Origin of the sequence: Psychrobacter arcticus 273-4 (genome assembly GCF_000012305.1) — a bacterium.
Classification (GTDB): Bacteria; Pseudomonadota; Gammaproteobacteria; order Pseudomonadales; family Moraxellaceae; genus Psychrobacter; species Psychrobacter arcticus.
In genome coordinates this window covers 1,318,626-1,338,986 of record NC_007204.1, presented here as the reverse complement: position 1 = coordinate 1,338,986, position 20,361 = coordinate 1,318,626, and the positions used below count along the sequence as shown (strand labels likewise).

16 protein-coding genes are annotated in these 20,361 nt (G+C 43.9%); 6 read left to right on the top strand and 10 right to left on the bottom strand.

Annotated features, from left to right (window positions below; all coding sequences use genetic code 11):
• The first annotated feature begins 85 nt into the window (after window positions 1-85).
• The 3 genes from PSYC_RS05840 (at window position 86) to PSYC_RS05830 (ending at window position 3,236) form a co-directional block, all read left to right on the top strand.
• Window positions 86-1,765: a carbon starvation CstA family protein gene (locus PSYC_RS05840; protein ID WP_011280396.1), complete on the top strand. Its 1,680-nt coding sequence runs from the start codon at window positions 86-88 to the stop codon at window positions 1,763-1,765.
• A gap of 123 nt (window positions 1,766-1,888) precedes the next feature.
• The gene (locus tag PSYC_RS05835) at window positions 1,889-2,182 is read left to right on the top strand and encodes a cory-CC-star protein (protein ID WP_011280395.1); all 294 of its coding nucleotides are present in this window, start codon (window positions 1,889-1,891) and stop codon (window positions 2,180-2,182) included.
• A 34-nt stretch (window positions 2,183-2,216) separates the two neighbouring features.
• Window positions 2,217-3,236 carry an ArsA family ATPase gene (locus PSYC_RS05830; protein WP_011280394.1) on the top strand — a complete coding sequence of 340 codons (1,020 nt, stop codon included), beginning with the start codon at window positions 2,217-2,219 and terminating at the stop codon, window positions 3,234-3,236.
• Between the two features lie 39 nt (window positions 3,237-3,275).
• On the opposite strand, the gene PSYC_RS05825 is transcribed toward PSYC_RS05830, so the two are convergent.
• Both PSYC_RS05825 and PSYC_RS05820 read right to left on the bottom strand, forming a co-directional pair.
• Complete coding sequence (locus PSYC_RS05825) at window positions 3,276-4,850, bottom strand: DUF3482 domain-containing protein (RefSeq protein ID WP_011280393.1); 1,575 nt, start codon at window positions 4,848-4,850, stop codon at window positions 3,276-3,278.
• Window positions 4,851-4,980: 130 nt separating this feature from the next.
• Window positions 4,981-6,390: a DUF2868 domain-containing protein gene (locus PSYC_RS05820; RefSeq protein WP_011280392.1), complete on the bottom strand. Its 1,410-nt coding sequence runs from the start codon at window positions 6,388-6,390 to the stop codon at window positions 4,981-4,983.
• 415 nt (window positions 6,391-6,805) lie between these two features.
• Here PSYC_RS05820 and PSYC_RS05815 point away from each other — a divergent pair, with 415 nt between their 5' ends.
• Window positions 6,806-7,585, top strand: a complete 780-nt coding sequence (locus PSYC_RS05815; RefSeq protein ID WP_011280391.1) for an SDR family oxidoreductase — start codon at window positions 6,806-6,808, stop codon at window positions 7,583-7,585.
• 51 nt (window positions 7,586-7,636) lie between these two features.
• On the opposite strand, the gene PSYC_RS05810 is transcribed toward PSYC_RS05815, so the two are convergent.
• From PSYC_RS05810 to prpF, 3 genes are all read right to left on the bottom strand, one after another.
• On the bottom strand, window positions 7,637-9,139 hold the full coding sequence (locus PSYC_RS05810) for a bifunctional 2-methylcitrate dehydratase/aconitate hydratase (RefSeq protein WP_011280390.1): 1,503 nt from the start codon (window positions 9,137-9,139) through the stop codon (window positions 7,637-7,639).
• A gap of 134 nt (window positions 9,140-9,273) precedes the next feature.
• On the bottom strand, window positions 9,274-9,864 hold the full coding sequence (locus PSYC_RS05805; RefSeq protein WP_011280389.1) for a GNAT family N-acetyltransferase: 591 nt from the start codon (window positions 9,862-9,864) through the stop codon (window positions 9,274-9,276).
• 325 nt (window positions 9,865-10,189) lie between these two features.
• Window positions 10,190-11,431 carry a 2-methylaconitate cis-trans isomerase PrpF gene (gene prpF / locus PSYC_RS05800; protein WP_011280388.1) on the bottom strand — a complete coding sequence of 414 codons (1,242 nt, stop codon included), beginning with the start codon at window positions 11,429-11,431 and terminating at the stop codon, window positions 10,190-10,192.
• A 100-nt stretch (window positions 11,432-11,531) separates the two neighbouring features.
• Here prpF and PSYC_RS05795 point away from each other — a divergent pair, with 100 nt between their 5' ends.
• Window positions 11,532-11,753 carry a TA system antitoxin ParD family protein gene (locus PSYC_RS05795; RefSeq protein ID WP_041757655.1) on the top strand — a complete coding sequence of 74 codons (222 nt, stop codon included), beginning with the start codon at window positions 11,532-11,534 and terminating at the stop codon, window positions 11,751-11,753.
• A 3-nt stretch (window positions 11,754-11,756) separates the two neighbouring features.
• The gene (locus tag PSYC_RS05790) at window positions 11,757-12,047 is read left to right on the top strand and encodes a type II toxin-antitoxin system RelE/ParE family toxin (RefSeq protein WP_041758011.1); all 291 of its coding nucleotides are present in this window, start codon (window positions 11,757-11,759) and stop codon (window positions 12,045-12,047) included.
• Window positions 12,048-12,160: 113 nt separating this feature from the next.
• Here the strand turns inward: PSYC_RS05790 and acnD are convergent, their stop codons facing one another.
• The 5 genes from acnD to PSYC_RS05765 form a co-directional block, all read right to left on the bottom strand.
• Window positions 12,161-14,794 (bottom strand): Fe/S-dependent 2-methylisocitrate dehydratase AcnD, encoded by a 2,634-nt coding sequence (gene acnD / locus PSYC_RS05785; protein WP_041758010.1) that lies wholly within the window; start codon window positions 14,792-14,794, stop codon window positions 12,161-12,163.
• 238 nt (window positions 14,795-15,032) lie between these two features.
• Complete coding sequence (gene prpC / locus PSYC_RS05780) at window positions 15,033-16,172, bottom strand: bifunctional 2-methylcitrate synthase/citrate synthase (protein ID WP_011280384.1); 1,140 nt, start codon at window positions 16,170-16,172, stop codon at window positions 15,033-15,035.
• Window positions 16,173-16,309: 137 nt separating this feature from the next.
• Window positions 16,310-17,200: a methylisocitrate lyase gene (gene prpB, locus PSYC_RS05775; RefSeq protein WP_011280383.1), complete on the bottom strand. Its 891-nt coding sequence runs from the start codon at window positions 17,198-17,200 to the stop codon at window positions 16,310-16,312.
• A gap of 371 nt (window positions 17,201-17,571) precedes the next feature.
• Window positions 17,572-18,858: an NRAMP family divalent metal transporter gene (locus tag PSYC_RS05770; protein ID WP_011280382.1), complete on the bottom strand. Its 1,287-nt coding sequence runs from the start codon at window positions 18,856-18,858 to the stop codon at window positions 17,572-17,574.
• Between the two features lie 287 nt (window positions 18,859-19,145).
• Window positions 19,146-20,159, bottom strand: a complete 1,014-nt coding sequence (locus PSYC_RS05765) for a LysR family transcriptional regulator (protein WP_011280381.1) — start codon at window positions 20,157-20,159, stop codon at window positions 19,146-19,148.
• Between the last annotated feature and the right edge of the window lie 202 nt (window positions 20,160-20,361).

The window sequence follows — 20,361 nt, the reverse complement described above, 5'->3', positions numbered from 1 at the left end:
AGACTAATCTAACATATTTTTTATATTCTAAATTAAAAAGCTTGAACTTATAAGGCTACCCATTACTTGTCTAAGGAGAGATCAAATGAATAGTGCAATTGTGCTATTGTTTGCTGTTGCCGCTATGCTTGGCGGTTATGTGTTTTACTCAAAATTTATCGCCACTAAAATTTTAGCATTAGATAATAGCATCCCCACGCCAGCACATACCATGAAAGATGGGGTAGATTATATCCCAACCAATAAATATGTGTTATGGGGACACCATTTTACTTCAGTCGCAGGGGCAGCTCCGATTATTGGTCCTGCCATTGCAGTTATTTGGGGCTGGGTACCTGCCATCATCTGGGTGGTATTGGGCACCATTTTTATGGCGGGTGTCCACGACATGTCAGCCATTTGGGCAAGTATGCGCAATCGAGGTCAGTCGATTGGCTCGATTGCCGGTACCGTCATGGGTACACGTGTACGTAGCTTAATGATGATCGTCATCTTTTTATTATTACTGATGGTGAATGCAGTATTCGGCGTCGCTATTGCGAATATGATGATAAAAACCCCCTCCGCTGTGTTGCCCGTTTGGGGTGCTTTGATAGTGGCCTTTATCATTGGTCAGTGTATTTATCGCTATAAGATGAGTCTGGTTTGGGTATCAATCATTGGGGTCACCGCTTTATATGGGCTTATCTATCTTGGTCCTATGTTCCCTATCGTGTTACCTGAGACATTCTTAGGCTTACCTGATAATGCCGTTTGGATTATTATTTTATTTGCCTATGCGGCAATCGCTTCTTTGTTACCTGTTTGGATGCTCTTGCAACCGCGAGATTACATCAATGGCTTGCAGTTATTTGTCGGTCTGATTTTATTGTACGCCGCCATCTTTATTGCTACGCCGAATATTGTCGCGCCAGCAATAAACACGGCATTGCCAATCGGCACACCATCTATGTTACCTTTATTGTTTGTGACCATTGCTTGTGGTGCAATCTCAGGCTTTCATGGTTTGGTAGCGACAGGTACGACGTCTAAGCAGATTGATAAAGAAGAAGATGTGCGATTCGTTGGTTATTTCGGTGCCATGGGTGAGGGTATGCTGGCACTTGGTGCGATACTTGCGGCAACCGCAGGCTTTGCAACCCTTGGCGACTGGCAAGCAGTTTATCAAAAATTTGGTGACGGCTCTATTGGTGCCTTTATTGATGGCGGCGCGACCATCTTGAATGCTGGCGTTGGCATTGATATGGTTTTATCACAGACGATGCTTACGGTAATGGCAGCATTGTTCGCTGGTACCACGATGGATACTGGGGTACGTCTGCAACGTTATATCTTCCAAGAGTTTGGTGAGATTTATAAACTGCCCGTACTGAATAAAAGTGTGGTAGCAACGTTGCTTGCCGTTGGCAGCTGTCTGTTATTAGCATTTGGTGCCGGTGGCATCGATGGTGCTGGTGGCATGATTATCTGGCCGCTATTTGGCACGACAAATCAGCTAATGGCAGCATTAACCTTGATGATTGTCACAGTCATCTTGTTACGTAAGGGCAGACCAGTATGGTATACTTTAGGACCCTTATCTTTCTTACTAGTCATGACTGTTTTTGCGTTATTAATTCAGCTAAAAACTTTTTTCAATGACGGTAATTGGCTACTTGTCATTATGGATATCATTATTTTGGTCGCCACGATTTTAGTGACGTTTGAGAGTCTATCAGTACTACGCAAAGAATGGTCGATACACAAGGGCAAAAGTAACCTCTAAGCCATATTGAATGCCTAGTTAAATACTTACTGAAATATGATAAAAACGCTAGCAGCAATTGCTGGCGTTTTTTGTCTCATATAGGCATGATAGATAATAAGCATACGCAACATAAGAGTCATTATGGAAAAGACAGATATAACAACACCTATAAAAAACCTTGAGCCATGGTGGCAACGGTTCGTGGCTGGGTTAAATGAGTTTTATCATGCGCCTTATCGTCAGACAATGGCACGCGCGGCGCGTGATGAGGAAGATTTATTTATGCTACTGATGTTTTCTGAAAGCTTAGGTATCGATAATCCTGCCAGCTTTTATACATTGGAATTGCAGCCGTTATTTTTAGAAAATTTCCATGAATGGCATACGAGAATGGGTATGGATAGATGTCCTTTTGACCATGTAGGTTGCTGCTAGTTTACTCTTCACTTATTAGAAACGAGATAAAAGTATGGCATTATATCCATTGCCTGCATTGGTAGAGCAATTAATGACACAGCCGATTATATTTATCGGTGGAAAGGGTGGTGTCGGTAAAACCACCACTGCCGCTGCACTTGCCAGCTATTATGCCAGTCAAGGTAAAAAGACGCTGATTGTCTCGACCGACCCAGCACACAGCTTGGGCGATGTGTTAAAAGTCCCGCTCAAAAATCAAAAAACAGTGGTGACCCCTTACCTAGATGCCATTGAGCTAAATCCCGACCTCATCGTCGACGAGCATTTTGCCCAAGTGGAACGCACCATTACATCTTATGCCAATCCAGACATGATGCCAAAAATTCGTGAGCATCTACGGTTATCAAAATCAGCACCTGGCGCACAAGAAGCTGCCATGCTTGAATCCATGTGTCAACACTTGGTTGCAGCAGCAGATGCCGGTTATGAGCATATTATTTTTGATACAGCACCGACAGGACATACACTGCGTTTATTGGTCTTACCAGAAATGATGGGGGCATGGACAGATGGGTTGCTCGCTCAGCAGCGGCGGCAAGCAAAACTGCGCTCAGTGGCAAATCATTTAGGCAGTCATGAACAAGCCAACAATAATAAAAATGACTTAGCCAATCCGTTTGTTGAAAGAAAATCTGACCGCTGGGAGCAAGCGGTATCCGTACTAGAAAAACGCAAACAGCTATTTCGTCAGGCAGGATTGCTGCTACATGATCGTAGAAAAACCGCCATTGTATTAGTAATGACGGCTGATGTATTGCCATTGGCTGAAACAAAGCGAGCGATAGAACAGTTAGAAGAAAGCAATCTTATACCAGCCGCAATTGTTATCAATCAGTTGATAACACAGACCCAGTCAGATGCGTTTTGGCATCATAGAGCTGAGCGCCAACAGCAATTAATGCAAGATATTGAGAAAAACTTTACCAATTATCCTTTATACCCAATATATCTGCAACAAACGGACGTACGCGGCACAGATGCCTTAAGTGCATTAGTAAGCCCAGTATCATAATCATAAATCCCAACATATTACTTTAAATACAGCGGTGCATCATGGTTGACGCTGATACGACGACAGCCTGCTTGCCAGCGACCATGCCATATCTGCTCGTAATAGCTGCGCTTGCTCGGACTTGCCGCTACTGAGTGACGACCATTGTGGTTTGCCTCGGGCTTTTTTGAGCTCGCTTGGCAATTTGTGCGTTGCCCATGGCGTTATGGCATGACTATTTTCATCATTATTGTCGCCAGACGCCTCGCCATTATATATCAACTGCGTGGCATCTGTTGCCGCATGACCTCGATGGCGTAGCGCATTCAACAAGTCAATCGCCCGAGTCGCCAATAAGGTTAAAGTTGCAGGGTCGATATATAACCGCTTAACCCCTGATATCTTATCAGCGATACTACCAGTATTAGATAGCAATCCACCTGCGATACCACCTATAGCAGCGCCCAATCCTAAGGTGGTACCAAGTGCTGCCGCATCAATACCTAACCCTAGTAACGCGCCAGCCGCCGCCCCAGAAGTGGTACGAATGCCATAGCTTTTTAGCAGTTCAGGGTCAAATGGATCTTGCTGATAAGCTTGTAGCTCAAGTGGCGTTGCCGCTACGGCATTATCATAAAACTTATATAAATTCAGTAAGTTGTGCTGCATAGCGCGTTCGCTCTGTCTGACCGCTTCTTGCATTTGCTGTAATACCGGCATAGGATCATCATCTTCGCCAATCTCCCGTACAAATGCTGCAACGTTTAACAAAAAATCCGCAATGATGATATTAGCCTCATCATATATCTGCGCCCAGTTTTCAGTGCGGCGCGCCATCAACTGCTCAAGCATTTCAGAGTGGGTGAGCATGGTCGCAAGATTTTGCCATAGACGCATCTCATCGTTAAATTCAAATGCAACAGAATCAAAACGAGTGGAAATATGCAAGTTACGCCGCGCCAGCATCGTTTGCCACTCATCGATATTGGCATCTTGCGCGTCTGTAAAGTTAAATACAGGCATGACGGGAATCGCAGCCCAAGACAAAATAGCCAGCTCATCTCTATATTTAGCTAGTACCGGCTCGCGTGCATCTACAACATAAATAGCCATATCACTTGCTAGCAGCTGACGGATAACTTTTGCTTCTTGACTATAATCATCGTAGTTACTATTAAGTCCACTGTTATTAGTATCACTGGAGGCGATATCTGCTGCCAAAAATTGCTGCAAGCGCTCAATACCATCACGGCGACTGGCGGTATTGTCTTCCAGCCAATCCATCAGTCCAGAGGCGTCCTCCAAACCTGGCGTGTCATATAGCGAGACCAACACTTCACCAGTTTGGCTGTCAGTCAGCTGAGCACGCTCCACATGACGGGTAGTCGCCGCTTCGTCTCTTACTTCACCAAAATAGACGTCACGTAATAGGGTACGTAGTATAGATGTCTTACCGGTATTGGTATGCCCAACAACAGCCAATTTCAGTGCTTCACCAATGGCAATGGTTTTTTTTGTTATAGAGCGGCGCTCTTCTGGCTCACTTGATGGCTGCTTGGTGGATGTAGTTGCTGGTGTGACTATTTGTTGGCTATGCAGCTGATTATTGCCCTGATTGTTATTGTCATTATTCATAATAGAATCTTATATTGGTGATTAATATCCAAAAATATCATAGCTATTTATTGTAGAACAGATTGTATGCTATTTCGGTATTAATACTGACCATCTTACTTAAGTGAATGATAAAACCTATTTATTTAGTCTACGTTAATAAATTATTCACTAGAGCAATGTTGCGGGCAGACAGGGCAGTTTGCCATTGCTGATAACGAACATGCTGTTTTTCTAAATGCGATTCTGAACCGGCATCTAAGACATCATTATCCGTATTATGGTGCTCAGTCAGGCTATGGTCCTCTAACAGTTGCACAATCAGCCCATGCTTGGCATGACTGGCGATTTGATCAAGTTTGCGCAAGGTGCCACGGTCAGGTAGCGCTTTAAAATGGATACCAAGCAGCACCTGTACTGGATGCTCATCTAAGTACGTTTTTAACCGTGCCATATCATTACGGTCATCAAGGATACCGAAATTCTCAATATTGGTATTATTAGTGGTGCCTGCATTGAGACCCGACTGCCACCAGTTATCATGCTCTGCTGGATATTCAAGTAAAGCGACCAGTTTCTTGCCAGCACTGAGCGTCGCTTTTGGAGCCATAGGTGCGGGCGCTTGTTGAAAGTCATCGGCATCCACCACATGCCGCTGCCAAAAGTTTAAAATCTTTTGATAATAGGGCTGCTTGATGTCCAAACGCATTTTTTTACGACGGAACATCAAGGCACAAAATCCCCATGCGACCGCGCGCGGGACAATACCGTACATCAACAAACTACCGACCAACAATCCTGCCCATTGCCGTGCGACAGACAAAGGCATGGCATCAGTCACCAATCTGCTCTGTACGATAGCCGTACTGTCCGGAACATCAAATCCAACCATGCTTGGTAACCAGCCAAGTACCTGCGTCAAAGTAATCAGCGCCTGATCTGATAGTAGGGTTGATTCCCAACTAAAGCTGTATTGGCGCACAATCAACAAAAAAATAATCGCAAGCAGCATGCCTGTTAAGGTTGCAAGCCATAATTGGTGGCTAAATCTGCCCAAATACCAACGCATACCGCTGTGTTGCAATTGACGCTCGTACAGAGTGACTGCCGCTTTGGTCACATCATCCTTACCACGTATCAAATAACTGGGACTGACAAAACTGGCAAACCCATTTGACGTTTGCTTGCCTTGATTGATGAGCGTCATGATCAACCAACCTGCCAGCATAATGGTATGAAAACCCAGCAAGCAGACCAACACATAAAAGAAGTTCACCACATTGGTCTGTAATAAGGTCAACAATCCCAAGAACCCCGAGAGACACCAGACCACGCTCATGACAACCATGATGCCTTTAATACGAGCGTCAATCTTACCGAGCACGCCTGCTAACGCGCCATTGCTGTCTATTCGTGACGCTCGTCGATGCAGTTTTTGCAGTGGCGTGCCTTCTTCATTTTGCAGCTTTTCAGTAATGAGTAGCGGGTCGGTAGCAAAGACATGCTGCTGCGTCTCAAGAGTACGTACCAGCTCAGTCAATTGGTCTTGGGGCGATAGCATGGTCTGATGTCCGTATAATCAATAGTGAAATGAAATATCAAAATGTGTTGAAAATAAAACCTGACCATATGATCAATAATAACTGGCAGTTATCATAAATAAGCATTATGCCAAAAACACATTAGAATCCTGATTTAAATATTTTTATCAAATATTCATACCTATTCTAATGTCAAATTCAGATTATACACAGCGCTATCTGCCACTATAAACAAAAGTAGCGTTATAACTGAAAAATAATGAAGATTGATGAATAAATGCTGCAAAAATTCATCAATCTTTATTATTTTTCAATATAAGTGACACACTTAGCCTATGGTAAATACGTTTGAATTGAATCAATATAGTAGAAGTAGTTTTAATATTGCGTCATAACCGCTATGAATAATCACATAATCACAAGGATGAACGCCTTATGAATACTAAAAATTACTTTATCATCGGCGGTACAGGCGGTATTGGCAAAGCCATGGTTGAACAACTGCTACAGACTGCGACCAATGAACACGCCAGCACCGGTATGAATAACGATACTGGCATTCGTGTCTTTGCAACATACCATAAAAGCATCCCCGATTTTGAAGCAGACAATTTGTATTGGATAGCGATGGATATCTGTGACGAGCAAAGTATCAAACACGCGGTTGATACGATCAAACAGCAAACCACGCATATAGATTGGGTGATTAATTGTGCTGGACTGCTGCACACCAAGGCGCAGCAGCCAGAAAAAGCACTACAGCAGCTTGAAAGTGAGTTTTTTTTACAGAATATGCAGGTCAATGCCTTGGCAAGTCTGCTCATTGCTAAGCATATCAAGCCGCTATTGGCAAAAGCTGAACGAAGCGCAGATAAGCCTGCGATTTTTGCGACGATATCGGCACGGGTAGGTAGTATCAGTGACAATCAGCTTGGCGGCTGGTACAGCTACCGTATGAGTAAAGCAGCGCTTAATATGGGTATGAAAAACTTGAGTATTGAGTGGAGCCGCTCGCTTAAAGACGTCTGCGTGGTAGTGATGCAGCCGGGCACCGTCAATACCCAACTTTCAGCACCGTTTCAGGGTAATGTGGCTGACGGGCAGCTATTTTCACCCACCTACAGTGCTGAATGCTTGCTTGAGGTGCTCAGTAAGATGAGTGCTGCCCAATCAGGGAGTTTTGTGGATTGGGCAGGGGAATCGATACCGTGGTAGGTCTTAAAAAGAGCCTTTAGGTCATTAGAAATTGACGAATTAAAGCGATTATTAATAGGCGACAAATAAATCCATAAATTCGTTCACCGGTGTTTTTTCTAAACGCTGTTGATCGCTACATAATGCAAAAATCTCTGTACAACGACTGTCGATAAACCGCGTCGCAAGACTGGCACGAAACTTAGCTTCTAATACCGGCAATCCTTCAGCACGGCGGCGTTTATGACCGATAGGGTATTCAATAGCCACCTTATCGGTACTACTGCCATCTTTAAAGAATACCTGTATCGCATTGGCAATCGAGCGCTTGCTTGGATTATGATAGTCTTTTGAATAACCGGCATCTTCTTCAACCACCATCTTACGGCGAAGACCGTCAATCAAAACATGATGCTCGGCATGATAGTCGTCTTCATAATTCTCCGCCATCAAATCACCGGTGAGTAAAGCCACTGCGACCATATATTGCAAGCAATGATCGCGATCAGCAGGATTGGACAGCGTCCCTTCTTTTGATATGATGCGAATGGCAGACTCATGAGTGGTGAGGATGATTTTTTCAATATCTTCCATGCGGTCATCAATACGTGGATGCAAAATAACTGCCGCCTCACAAGCAGTTTGTGCATGGAACTCAGCAGGGAAGCTTATCTTAAATAAGATATTCTCCATCACATAGCTGCCAAACTCTCGCTGGAAGGTGAATGTGCGCTCTTTCTCAGGCTTGAGAGCCAAATCTTTATTGGTATGACTAAAGAGTACATCATAAAAACCCCACTGCGGCGCTGTCAATGCAGCGGGAATACCCATCTCACCGCGGCGCGTGATATCAACCAAACGTACGGCGCGACTGGTAGCATCACCTGCAGCCCATGACTTGCGGCTACCGGCGTTGGGTGCATGACGATAGGTACGTAGCGCTTGACCATCGACAATCGCTTGTGAGATAGCCGCCATGGTACGGTCATGAGGCAAGTCATATAATTTAGCAACCACAGCAGTCGACGCCAACTTCACTAAAAAGACATGGTCAAGTCCCACGCGGTTAAAGGAGTTATCCAATGCCAGCACGCCTTGAATCTCATGTGCCATAATCATGGCCTCCAATACCGCTTTCATCATAAGCGGCGCACGACCCTGACTGACGTTTTGCTGGCTGATATAATCTGCCACTGCCAAAATAGCCCCTAGATTGTCAGAAGGGTGTCCCCATTCAGCTGCCAACCAAGTGTCATTATAATCGAGCCAGCGCACGCTGCAGCCGATATCAAAGGCGGCTTTTATAGGGTCTAGGCGGTAGGAGGTGCCAGGGACACGTGCGCCATTAGGGGTAATTTGATCAGCACAATCAGGACCTAAATGTTTGGTACATTCAGGGAAACGCAATGCCAGTAGTCCGCAGCCAAGCGTATCCATTAGGCAGTAGCGAGCGGTATTCCAAGCATCAGCGCTGTTTAGGGAGTCGTTATCTATAGAGTAGTTGAGTACATAATCAGCGATTTTTTCAATCTCACCGTCATACTCTGGTCGGACATTGCTTTCGACATTGGACATAATTGTTACCTCTTCCTTGAGTCAGATATGTAAGTGACTTATCAATCCTATTATGAATCAATAACCCTGCTATCAAAAATAGCATACTCACAATCGAACCACAGTGAAGTAGTGTAAGACCTACCTTGAGGAGATTAAACCATTAAATACAGTAAACCAATAATAAACAACAGTGCCAACATCAATAGCAAAAAGCTAAGGATGCTATTGGTAGCGCCTGAGCTCTCCTTTTTCACCTTTACCTTTTTAATAATGGGTAATACCATGATGACATGTTCAATGCCGTCTTCAAGATAATGCTCACCTTCAGCGATGAACCCAAGAGATTGATAAAAATGTAATAAATACGTCTGGGCTGAGATAATAATGGGTTTTTTACCGTATTTTTTACGGCAGTATTTGATGGCTTCTAGCATCATTTGCCGTGCGACACCATCACCACGGTGCGCTGCTAATACCAAAACTCTGCCAATCGAGGGAATAGGACCTGAAGGGGTTACGACGGATTTCTTGGTATTAAAAACAGGCGGAATGATACGGCAATAGCCAATCAGCTGCTCATTTTGATGCGCAACCAGATGTAAGCAATCAAAATCGACCTCATCCATGTCTTGATAAGGGCAATTTTGCTCAACCACAAACACTTGCGAGCGCGCTTTTAAAATATGATACAGATCAACTGAGGTCAGCTCATCAAAGGTTTTTATCGAAATTTCACAAGTCATAATCACACAGCTTCTAACGATTTAAAGAATAATCCAAAATAGGATGCATCAAAGAGTGAGCATTATAACGATTTCGTGCCGCATTAACTATTCAAGGTTTGACTGATTTTATCGAAGTTCAGGCTATCTGACATGGTGCTGAATATTTCGGCGCAGCAACTACGGCAAGTTTTTTTTAGAATATCCCAAAGCAATGCCTGCCGCTCAACTTTTTTGAGCGGCGGCTTGTTATCGAGGTGTCTTACTGAGGGTAGGTGGGTTTGGCATGTTATTAGCGTAAAGTAAACTGACCTACAAAGCTATACTAGGCATAGACTAAAGAAAACTAAAACGCATTTTCTGGTACAAAAACTTCACCAACCATAATACGACGTGCTGAGCGGCTCATCGATACTTTTTTGGCTTGCCAGCGACCGTTCACGCGTTCGGTTTTTCCGCCAACCAATAAAGTACCTGATGGATGACCAAAGCGCACTTCACCTAACTCGCCCGCACCTGCCGCTTCATTCACTAACGTTCCCTGAGTAGTTGCTGCTGCTGCTATGGCTACTGCTGCTGTACCCATCATGGCATGATGCAATTGTCCCATACTCATGGCGCGTACGACTAAATCAATATCTGCTGCATCAACTGCTTTTCCACTTGAAGCGCTGTAACTTTGCGCAGGAGCAACCCAAGCAATCTTTGGAATATGTTGGCTGGTTTGTGCCTCACTGATATCTTGGAACAATCCCATAGCGACACCGCCTTTGGCACGGATTTTTTCAAGCTTGGCAAGCAGTTCGCTATCGCTGTTGATATCAGATTGTAATTCAGTACCGGTAAAGCCCAAATCCTCTGCTTTCATAAAGATGGTTGGGATACCAGCGCTGATAAAGGTTGCTTTAACGCTATCAGTATTTAAACCACAGCCAGAGACATCGAAATCATCAATTAGGTTATTAGTGGGAAACATAGCACTAGAGGAATCTACCGGATCAATAAATTCGATTTTGACTTCCGCCGCTGGGAAAGTCACACCATCTAACTCAAAATCGCCCGTTTCTTGCACTTGTACCTTGCCTTGCTCATCAGTATAAACAGGTACATACGCGATAATGGTTTTACTGATGTTCTCTTGCCAAATACGCACCTCACAGATAGCACTTTCCGCGTTATTAGACACTTTATCTGCATCTATCAAGCCCATATTGATGGCACAAGCGCCGACCGCCGCCGTTAAATTACCGCAGTTGCCTGCCCAATCAATCATGGGCTTAGCGATATTGACCTGTCCAAACAGATAGTTGACATCGTGGTCTGCTTTATCGGATGGAGAGAGAATCACCGTCTTAGAGGTACTAGAGCTACCATTACCTAAGCCATCGATTTGCTTACCATAAGGGTCAGGGCTACCAATAACACGTAGTAGAAAGTTATCGCGCGACTCGCCAGCGACTTGGCAACGCTCAGGTAAGTCGGACAATTTAAAGAAGGTACCTTTAGACGTACCTCCGCGCATATAGGTGGCGGGGACGGAGATTTGTGGGGCAAACCTTGGTTTGTTTGTTGAAGTTGATTGGGTCATTTTTTATTCCTTATATTGGCTTATCATAATGATGGTCGTTAGTACTCTGTATTTGTGGTAAAATGCCACAAGGGTGATATTTTTGAATATGGAGAATTTTATGTCTACCGCAAGCATACGTCTTAATAAAGCATTAGTTGATAAAGCTTATGCGATCTCAAAAGCACAACATCGCACGCCCCCAAAGCAAATAGAGCATTGGGCAACCATTGGACAAATTATGGAAGACAATCCTGATTTATCTTACGAATTTGTTCGTCAGCTTTTAATTGCACAAGCGGAAGCGGATGCTGGTATGGTAGAGCCTTATGAGTTTGGATAAATGATGACTCAGCCTTTAAGTGTTATCCAGTCGCATAGCTTTAAAAAAGCTGTTAAAAAATTACATAAAAATCAAAAAGCTGATTTAGATTCTGCTGTACGTGCCATCATTGACAACCCTGATATAGGTGCGCAAAAGGCAGGTGACTTATCATCCGTACGGGTTTATAAGTTTAAAATGCTAAAGCAGTTAACATTATTGGCTTATCAAATTGATGATGGTCAACTTGTACTCACCTTATTAATGGTTGGCACACATGAGAACTTTTATCGCGATGTTAAATCAATACTTTAATGATTGTCATAAATCGCTAGTGTAATTACTTTTTCTATCTAAATATAAAAAAACCGATGCCATATAGACACTCTATACAACATCGGCTCTTTGATTATTTAAAACTCAAACGCTTACGCAATATCTAACGTGCCATCGATAAACTCTTTGGCAAAGCGCTGTAGCATCCCGCCCGCGTTATACATCTTGACCTCATCGGCAGTATCTAAGCGGCAGATGATTGGTACCTCAAGTTTGCTACCATCAGCGCGATTAATCACCAGCGCCATCATCCCGCCAGCCGAAACCTCGCCCGTGACATCAAAGACTTCCGTACCGTCGATATTAAGCGTATTGCGCGTGACACCTTTTTCAAACTGCAAAGGTAGGGCACCCATGCCAACTAAGTTTTGACGATGGATACGTTCGAAATCTTCAGCAACCACCACTTCAACGCCCGCTAAACGGACACCTTTAGCAGCCCAATCACGGCTTGAGCCTTGACCATAACCATCACCTGCGATGATGATAAGCGGCTGCTCACGGTTCATGTAAGTCTCGATTGCTTCCCACATGCGCATGACTTGACCTTCTGGCTCAACTCTAGCAAGCGAACCTTGTATTACGTCACCTTTCTCATCACGTACCATCTCATTTAATAGCTTAGGATTGGCAAAGGTGGCACGCTGGGCGGTTAAATGGTCGCCGCGATGGGTCGCATACGAGTTATAGTCCTCGCTTGGTAAACCCATAGTATCAAGGTATTCGCCCGCCGCTGAATCACCCAAAATCGCATTAGACGGAGATAAATGGTCAGTAGTAATGTTGTCACCAAGAACCGCTAACGGACGCATGCCTGTCAGCTTATTCATCGCCGCCATCTTACCTTCCCAATAAGGCGGACGGCGGATATAAGTAGTTTGATCACGCCAGTTATAGAGCGGACTTAGAGCTTTGCCCGTATCTTTTTTGGCCTCATCAAACATCGGGATATAGACCGCATTGAACTGTTCGGGCTTCACCGCTTTAGCAACAATAGCGTCAACTTCATCATCATCAAACCAGATGTCTTTTAGATAAACATCATTACCATTTTGGTCTTTACCCAATGAGTCTTTTTCAATATCAAAACGGATATTACCGGCGATAGCATAAGCAATTACCAATGGCGGTGAGGCTAAGAATGCTTGCTTGGCATACGGATGAATACGGCCATCAAAGTTACGGTTACCAGATAATACCGCAGTGGTGAACAGATCGTTATCGATGATTTCTTTTTCGATATCAGGATCAAGTGCGCCGCTCATACCATTACAAGTCGTACAAGCAAAACCGACGACATCAAAGCCGATTTCTTGTAGCTCAGGCATCAGACCTGCTTCTTCTAGGTACATTTTTACCGTTTTTGAGCCAGGTGCTAGTGATGACTTCACCCAAGGCTTACGCAATAAGCCCTTGGCATTGGCATTACGGGCGACCAGACCGGCAGCAACCATATTGCGTGGGTTAGAAGTATTGGTACAGCTGGTAATGGCGGCGATAATAACGGCGCCATCTGGCATCAGACCGTCTTTTGGCTCTGGTAATTTGTCTTCAGGAGCGTGGGCAATGCCTTTAGCAACCAAATCCGTGGTTGAAACGCGAGCATGCGGACGTGAAGGACCTGCCATATTACGGACGACTGCAGATAAATCAAACTCAAGAACACGGTCATAAACCGCATTTTCCATACCATCAGCCCATAGACCGGTCTGCTTGGCGTATTGTTCAACCAGTTTGATTTGTGCTTCGCTACGACCCGTTAGGCGTAAGTAGTCGATGGTTTGCTCATCGATATAGAACATTGCCGCGGTTGCGCCATATTCTGGTGTCATGTTTGAGATAGACGCACGGTCACCAACGCTTAGCTGGCGCGCACCTTCACCAAAGAATTCTATATAGGTTGAAACCACACCGGCATTACGTAAGAACTCGGTCATCGCGAGTACTAAATCGGTGCCGGTAATACCTTTTTGCAATTTTCCGGTTAATTTAACACCAACATAATCAGGCAGGCGCATATAAGATGGATTGCCTAGCATGACGCTTTCGGCTTCAAGCCCGCCAACACCGATTGAGATAACGCCTAAAGCATCAACCATCGGCGTATGGCTATCGGTACCAACCAAAGTATCGGCAAAAGCGACTTCTTCACCGGCTTTGTTTTTTACTACTTGCACAACCGGCGACATTTTCTCTAAGTTAATTTGGTGCATGATGCCATTACCGGGTGGTACGACGTTAACGTTATCAAAGGCGTACTGACACCAGTTGATAAAATGAAAGCGGTCATCATTACGGCGCTCTTCAATCGCGCGGTTTTTCTCAAAGGCGTTTTCTTCAAAACCTGCATGCTCAACCGCCAGTGAATGGTCAACAATCAATTGCGTTGGTACGATTGGATTGACTTTTGAAGGGTCGCCGCCTTGTTCTGCGATGGCATCACGAAGTCCTGCCAAATCAACAAAGGCGGTCTGACCTAAAATGTCATGACATACGACGCGGGCAGGGTACCAAGGAAAATCTAAATCTTGCTTACCATAGATATGCTGCTCTAACGCAGCGGTTAAGTCCTCTGGTGGGCAACGGCGTACCAAGTTTTCACACAATACTTTTGAGCAGAACGGGAGTTTGTCATACGCGCCTGCTTCGATATTTTCGATTGCTTCGCGGGTATCAAAGTAATACAAGTCTGTGCCAGGTAATGGCTTTTTAAATGGTTCATTCATCGGCTGTACTAGGGCGTTGTCCATAAGTCACCTTTGGCGGTTGGCTGGTTTAAATTCAAAAAATAGTCATTCTTTTAGCAAAATCATCAGCGGTATTAAAGAAGGCTTTGCTAAAAAAATATGGTTAAAAAGAAAGCATGGTTATTAAGAAAAGGTTTAACTGCTAAATTGTGAATATATTTAGCAGTTAAACTGGTTATCTAGCATAAACTCTTATGCTAGATAACCAGTAAAAATATTAACGCGCGCTCATATCTGGTACTGGGCGCAATTCTTCGCCAGTATATTCTGCACTTGGGCGAATGATACGGTTATTAGCACGTTGCTCAAACACGTGTGCCGCCCAGCCGGTTAAACGCGAGCATACAAAGATTGGTGTGAATAACTTAGTTGGAATACCCATGAAGTGATACGCTGATGCATGGAAGAAATCAGCATTACAGAATAGTTTCTTTTCGCGCCACATGACTTCTTCACAACGTACTGATACTGGATAAAGCACATCATCACCCACATCAGCAGCCAGCTTTTCAGCCCAACCCTTGATAACCACGTTACGTGGATCAGATTCACTATAGATGGCATGACCAAAGCCCATAATCTTATCTTTACGTGCCAGCATGGCCATCATCTCAGATTCTGCTTCATCTGGTGAGCTAAAGCCTTCAATCATATCCATAGCAGCTTCGTTCGCGCCGCCATGTAGATGACCGCGTAATGAACCAATCGCGCCAGTGATACAAGAATGGATGTCAGACAAGGTAGATGCACACACGCGAGCGGTAAAGGTTGACGCATTAAACTCATGCTCAGCGTAAAGAATGAGCGAGACATTCATCACTTTAGTATGTAGCTCGTTTGGCTTTTCACCTTTAAGCAGATGCAAGAAGTGACCACCAATGGTCTCATCATCGGTCTCGGTTTCGATACGCACATTGTCATGGCTAAAGCGGTACCAATAGTTAATGATTGATGGGAATGCCGCAAGCATACGATCCGCTTGGTCGTTTTCTTCATCAAAGCTGATTTCAGTTTCTAAGTTACCGAGCATTGAGCAACCGGTACGTAATACGTCCATTGGGTGCGCTGCGGCAGGGATACGCTCAAGCACTTCTTTTAATGACTGTGGCAAACCACGTAAGCCTTTTAGTTTGGTCTGATAAGCATCAAGCTCACTTTGGGTCGGCAAGTTACCATATAACAATAGATAAGCCACTTCTTCAAAGATGCATTTGTCCGCAAGCTCTGAGACGTCATAACCGCGATAGGTCAGACCAGAGCCTGATTTGCCAACGGTAGACAAAGCTGTCTTACCTGCCACTTGACCACGAAGACCTGCGCCTGACAATACTTTTGTTGATTGGTTTTGTGCTGCCATAATAAATTCCTTTTTTTGGTAGCTTTTGGTTGATAGGTTTGATTGGATGCAGAAAATTAATTTTAAATGCAGTATTTAAAATACTGTGCGTGCTCTGTCATAGATGATGACAGAGCACGCCTTTTTAGTGGTTAAAACTACTTTTTATCAGCAAACAGCTTATCAAGTGTCTGCTCAAACTCATGATAGTTTAAGAAATCATACAGCTCCATGCGGGTTTGCATGGTATCGACGACTTTGTCCTGTGTACCATCATCAAGCAGATGCTGATAGACATTTAATGCCGCTTTATTCATCGCACGGAATGCAGATAGCGGGTATAGCACCATATCGACACCTACCGCATATAACTGCTCAGTAGTATAAAGGTCGGTCTGACCAAACTCGGTCATATTTGCCAGTACTGGGATATTCAATACATCGGTGAACTTACGATACATCTCAATGTCCGTTAATGCTTCAGCAAAAATCATATCAGCACCCGCTTCTTGAAAGGCAACCGCACGCTCAACAGCCGCATCAAGACCTTCGACAGACAAAGCGTCCGTACGCGCCATAACCACAAAATTACTATCCACTTTGGCATCAAGCGCAGCTTTTAAGCGATCAACCATTTCTGAGATACTAACGATTTCTTTGTTTGGGCGATGACCACAGCGCTTTTGCGCGACTTGGTCTTCGATATGTACGGCTGCTACACCTGCTTTTTCCATTTTTCTAATGGTTTGGGCAATGTTAAACGCGCCGCCAAAGCCAGTATCGATATCAACCAATAATGGCGTATCGACTGCATCAGTGATACGTCGTGCATCTTCTAGGACGTTATCAAGGCTAGTCATGCCCAGATCAGGTAGACCAAATGAAGCATTGGCCACGCCAGCACCAGAGAGGTATAACGCTTGATGACCGACTTGGGTTGCCATCATCGCCGTATAAGCGTTAATCGCGCCAGCAATCTGTAATGGTTGGTTATTATCGTTTTTTTGAGTTAGAGCACTGCGAAAGCGAGCGCCAGCTGATAGGGTCATGTCGTGGTCCTTACGTGGAGGGATAGTCTTGTTTTTTTCATGCGTGATTCAATCGTTATGCTTGATTATACCCAATTATCCATGACTGAAAAGCGGTGTTTTTATCTCACTAGTAATTATTATTTAATTAACTTTTTAATAAAATTAATTATATTTGTTTTTTGAATAGTACTATCTGGTAAATTAAGGTTTATCGGTTTTAGTATTCATAACCCATAAAAAATGTTATCTCTGACACACCTATATTTACATTTAGTTACAAATATATCCGTAGGTATTTATCCTTATCTATTAAAAAACCCTCTTAGCGTGGCTAAAAGGGTTTTTACTCTATCGAGTCTATTATTATCTAGATTAGCTAACAGTTATTTTTAACCAATGATACCTGCAAGGCTGGCTAAAAATAACAAGGTAAAGCCACCTAAGAATATAAGCCCTGCAATTGAATAGGCGTTCATGCCGGCTGATAGCTTTTTATGGTTTTTCACTAGCGAGTAGTTTAACCAACCAAAGATAGGTGCGGATATAAATGCCGATATCATCGCAAACTTCAGCATAGCGCCTAATTGTCCTGCAAAGAAAGTAATAATCAAAAGACCGCCACCGATAGCATAAGTGGTCCAAAAGGCGATTTGCTTTTTGTTAATCTCGTCTTCACCTTTTAGTAAGCGCCAGCATTCGGCATTAGCGCGACCATAACCGTCCGCACAGGTAATGGTCGTGCCAAACATACACATAAAGGCGACGAAGGCGACCAGTAGTCTTGACCATTCACCGATAGTGGCAGTATACATATTGATAAGCTGATCAATATAAGCGACACCTGCGGTTTGAATCTCTTGACCTGAGCCGTATTGTACGAAAACGCCCAACGCTAAAAAGAACAAGGCTAAAATAGCAGAAACTAAGAAACCTACATTAAAATCCAGTAACCCCTGACGGTGAGTGGTATTGTCAGCTTTTCTCTTTGCCGATGTCCACATCGACGTAATGGCAGCGAACTCAAGTGGTGCTGGCATCCAACCCATGAGTGCAACAATAAATCCTAAAGTCGCCAAGTTCCAAGGAGAGGCAGGGACAAAATCAGCAACCATAACAGTCGGCTTACCAGCAGCAATCATCACCGCTAACACGGTTGCGGATACGAGAGCAATCATAATCCACTTAGTCACACCGTCAAGCAACTTATAATGACCAGCAATCAGAAAAAACCAACATATAGCAACGATGATGACAGCTAAGCTAATACTTGATAGTCCTACAGATGCGGGCAGCATAAAGCCCAATATCACTGCAGCAAGCAATGTCACTGCACCCGTACTAATTACCGCCGATAAAATGGATAGAATAAAATAAATCCAGAGATAGGCTTTTGAGCGTTTGGCATAGCCTGCGATTAAGCTCTCACCGGTGTCGTAGACATAATCGGTGGCAAAGCGGAAGAACGGGTATTTGAAGACGTTGGCTAGAATAATCATAATCGCCAGCTGCCAGCCATATAACGCGCCAGCCTGTGTCGATGAAATCAGATGCGAGCCGCCAATAGCAGCGGTCGCCATCAGAATACCGGGACCAAAGATGCGCCAGCTAAATCCTTCTTGCTGCACGGGGAGAGTATCGCCTGTGGCGCTTGGGTTATTGAGTCGTTGTGTGGTCATGCATACCTCGAAATGGTTAAAACGGCAAATCATCACTTACCTGTGTCAGTTTGACAATGATCATGAGCGCATCGCTTATTATTACTACTGTTTCTTAAAACGATTTGCCTTGTATCGACTTTAGTACACCAATCCGGTTTAGTAGAATGATTATTGATATAATAATTACTTATTTTTTGCATAGATATTCCTGATAGTTATCATAATTAAATATAAATATCAAGATTTATCAATGACTATTTTTTCGGGCTTCTTTATACCACAATTATTAATCAATATCTGATAATTTAACGCTGAGATTCAAATTTTTGGCGCCGGTAAGTGATGCCGCGCTGCTCGTAGACATGATAAGTCGCGCGCAATAAGTCAGGGATATTAGGATGCACAAAATCTTTGAGTGTATGCAGATAAATAGGCGAGGTGACGTTTTCGTGAATGAGACGCTGATAGCTGATCTGCGATGTACGCACTGTTTTTAGGCTGGCAGGTACTAAGGTGATACCTTCGCCCGCAGCCACTAAGCCGAGTGCCACTTGTAAATCGCTGACGGTGGTAGTCATAAATGGAGAGATGCCATATTGTGCAAATAAATACAGCAAAGGCTCTGTGACCTGCTCAATAGCAGATGCTTGATGATGGCTAGTATTATTTTTCTTATTTTGCTTCGCATTTTTATTACTCACTGTTGCCGGCACTGTTGATGCAGGCAAGTGGGTTTGATGATAGAGAATCAGACGATTATTTGCCAAATCGATCAAGCATTGCTCGCGCACATTGGCAAGCGGATGGGCTTTAGGTAGCGCAACGACGTAGCGCTCATGGCGTAACAGTATTTGCTGTATCCATGGGTCTTGATGGGCAAAGCGCCCAAAACCAATGTCAATATCACCAGATTTTAGCGCTTCCATTTGCTGATAGGAGCTAATATCCTTTAGATTGACTTCAATTTCTGGATTTGACTGCTTCAGTCTGGCGATAATTTCAGGTAGTAGCCCATACAGTATAGAGGGCACAAAACCGATATTTAACGCGCTGCTAGGTGCAGATAATCGCTGAGTCATACCAACAACCGTATTTACCTCTGTCAGTATGGTACTGATTTTATCGTAAAAAAACGTGCCAGCTTCTGTTAGATGTAGCGGTCGGTGATAACGATCAACCAACATCACACCCATGTCCGTCTCAAGCTGCTTGAGCAAGCGGCTCAGACTAGGCTGTGACAATCCGATTTTGGTAGCGGCTGCGCTAAAGCTCCTAAGCTCAGCAACGGCAATAAACGCATTGAGCTGCTTTAAATCCATGTTTTATGCTCATTTATCTGTAATATTATGTTGATTGATTAAGCGGATACCTACTGTATTTTATATTAATAACAGCACAACTATAAAATTATGCTTGAAGCATACGAGGCGACACTCTATATTGTTAATTAACGATAGCGTTACACTTTAGCAAACAAAAAACCTTTACCCTTAATTCTAGCAGTCATCTACGGTTGCGTGG